Source organism: Streptomyces chlorus (genome assembly GCF_042655885.1).
Taxonomy (GTDB): Bacteria; Actinomycetota; Actinomycetes; order Streptomycetales; family Streptomycetaceae; genus Streptomyces; species Streptomyces chlorus.
In genome coordinates this window covers 1-2,244 of record NZ_JBHSOA010000076.1, presented here as the reverse complement: position 1 = coordinate 2,244, position 2,244 = coordinate 1, and the positions used below count along the sequence as shown (strand labels likewise).

Here is a 2,244-nt window from a genome sequence, read left to right as displayed (position 1 = left end):
GACGACCTTCTTCTCACTCATGCCATTACCCCTATCCCAGGAGAAATTGTTGATGAGTCAACTTAAGCGCATTCCGGTTGATGCATCAACATGTTGCGCAAGATTGAGCCATGCGCGCTGCGAAAGCCACCTGAGTGGCGCAACGCGACCGGCCATGCCCCCGGCAGGACCCGCAGTTGGCCCGCGCGATCAAGCACTCGACGTCGGCCGCTTCGGCCTCGGCTACGGCAACCAGTCGATCGGCGCCCGCCTGCGCGCCGTCGAGTTGCACGGCACCTGGCCGACACCCTGGAGGCCGAGCCCGACCTGGAGACCTGCGGCTACGTTGCGACGCGGTCTTCCTGGCCCACCTGCGCGCCACCGACCTCGGAACCCTGGCCGACCTCGGCTTGAGCTCCGGGATCAGTTGGGTTCCCGGGGAACCTCCGACAGCTGCCACAGCACCCGCCGCCCGCAGGTGGCGGGCCAAGCGCGGGGTCGGTGCCGTCCCGCATGGGCCAGTTGCTCCGCGAGAGCGGCATGCAGCAGTTACCGAGAGGACGGTGCGAGCACGTTGAGCATCACCTCGCGAGGCAGTTCGGGAAAGCGACAGCCGCTGGTGGCGTGCTCACTGGGTTCCGCCTCCCGCACCAGGAGCCGAGCCGTGGCCGCCGTGTCAATCAGCGGCAGGAGTTCCCACAACTTGATGTGTCAATTAGATGCCTGTCCGCGCTCTCCGCAGAGCTCACAGAGGCAGACTGTTACCAACATCCAGACCGCCACCGAGCAATGTTCAGGAGTGTCCTCACGGCGGAGCAATCCGGCGGCCTCGATCGAGCGGAACGCATGTGACAGCCGACTCTTGTGGAACCTTAGCGCCCGACTCAGTCGGGTGAGGCCCATAGTGTACCGATCCGCGCCAGCGAGCAACGCGAGAATCTTGAAGTGGCTGTGCGGGATGCCGGCATCGTCCTGCGTCTTTCGCTCGAGCTCGGCTTCGACCAAGTGGCCGACCGGGCGGAGGTCTGACTACACAGGCCCAAGCTACGCCGGGAGTACTACGAGCTTGCCGCTCAGGTGCCCGGACTGGCTCACTGCCAGTGCCGCCGCCACCTCGTCGAGGGGGTAGGTACCCGCGATGGGCATCTGCAGCCGTCCCGCCTCGATGAGGGCGAGGATGTCACCGAGCGCTTGGGGAGCCCCCGCTCCCGGCTCGGTCATGTGCACCTGGATCCCGGTGTCCGTGGCGTCGAAGGCCACGAGTGACAGGACGCGTGTCGGACCGCCGGCGAGTTCGATCGAGTCCGGGATTTCACCGCGGCCGGAGGCGTCGAGGACGGCGTCGACTCCGTGGGGGGAAATCGCTCGTACGCGGTCGACCAGGCCCTTGCCATAGATGACCGGTTCCACACCGAAAGAGCGGAGCTGTTCATGGTTGCGTTCGCTCGCGGTGCCGATGACACGCGCACCGCGAGCAACGGCCAGCTGTACGGCGAACGTGCCCACGCCACCGGCTGCGCCATGGACCAGCAGCGTCTCCTCCGTGGAGATCTTCAGCTTGTTGAGGACCTCCCAGGCGGTGATACCCGAACCGGCCAGGGTTGCGGCAACCTCCCACGGGACGGAGGCCGGCTTGGCGACCAGTGCAGCGGGGTCCGCGAGCGCCGACTGCGCGTAGGAGGGTGTAAGGGAGGCCCCCAGCACCTCGTCACCAACGCTGAAGGCGGTCACACCCTCGCCGACCTGGTCGACTACACCGGCCACGTCGGAGCCGAGGCCGCCCGGGAAATCGACGGGCATCACCTGACGCATGAAGCCGTGCAGGATCTTCCAGTCGATCGGATTGACACCTGCGGCGCGCACCGCGAGCCGTACCTGCCCGGGGCCCGCGGTGAGCGGCGGAACATCGACGATACGCAGCACGCCAGGGGTGCCGTACTCGGAGAACTGCACTGCGCGGGACATTTGCTCAACTCCAAGATCTTGGGTGTTGCACGCGGGAAGCGGGGCACGGCCGCGTCACTGACCGCAGGGCCCCGCGTGGTCGCAGTACGGCTGGAGGCGGCTCTGCCCGCAGCCGCACAGCACGGCCCTGGTCTCGGCGCGTACGCCTTGCGGCGTGTCCACGCTCAGTTCCCCGCGCACGGTCAGCTGCCCGGTGGCCCTGCGGGTGATCGCGGTGGGCCGGTCGGGGGTTTCCGCCTCGCCCTCCACGAGTTCGTACTGGAGCGCGCCCGAGGGACAGCGCCGCACCACCTCCGCCAG

2 protein-coding genes are annotated in these 2,244 nt (G+C 67.5%); both read right to left on the bottom strand.

Annotation, left to right across the window (positions count from 1 at the left end; all coding sequences use genetic code 11):
* Nucleotides 1-1,023: 1,023 nt before the first annotated feature.
* Nucleotides 1,024-1,944: an NADP-dependent oxidoreductase gene (locus ACFPZI_RS30210; protein ID WP_381369699.1), complete on the bottom strand. Its 921-nt coding sequence runs from the start codon at nt 1,942-1,944 to the stop codon at nt 1,024-1,026.
* Between the two features lie 54 nt (nt 1,945-1,998).
* Nucleotides 1,999-2,244: CDGSH iron-sulfur domain-containing protein (locus tag ACFPZI_RS30205; RefSeq protein WP_381369696.1), on the bottom strand; the 246-nt coding region annotated here is incomplete at its 5' end.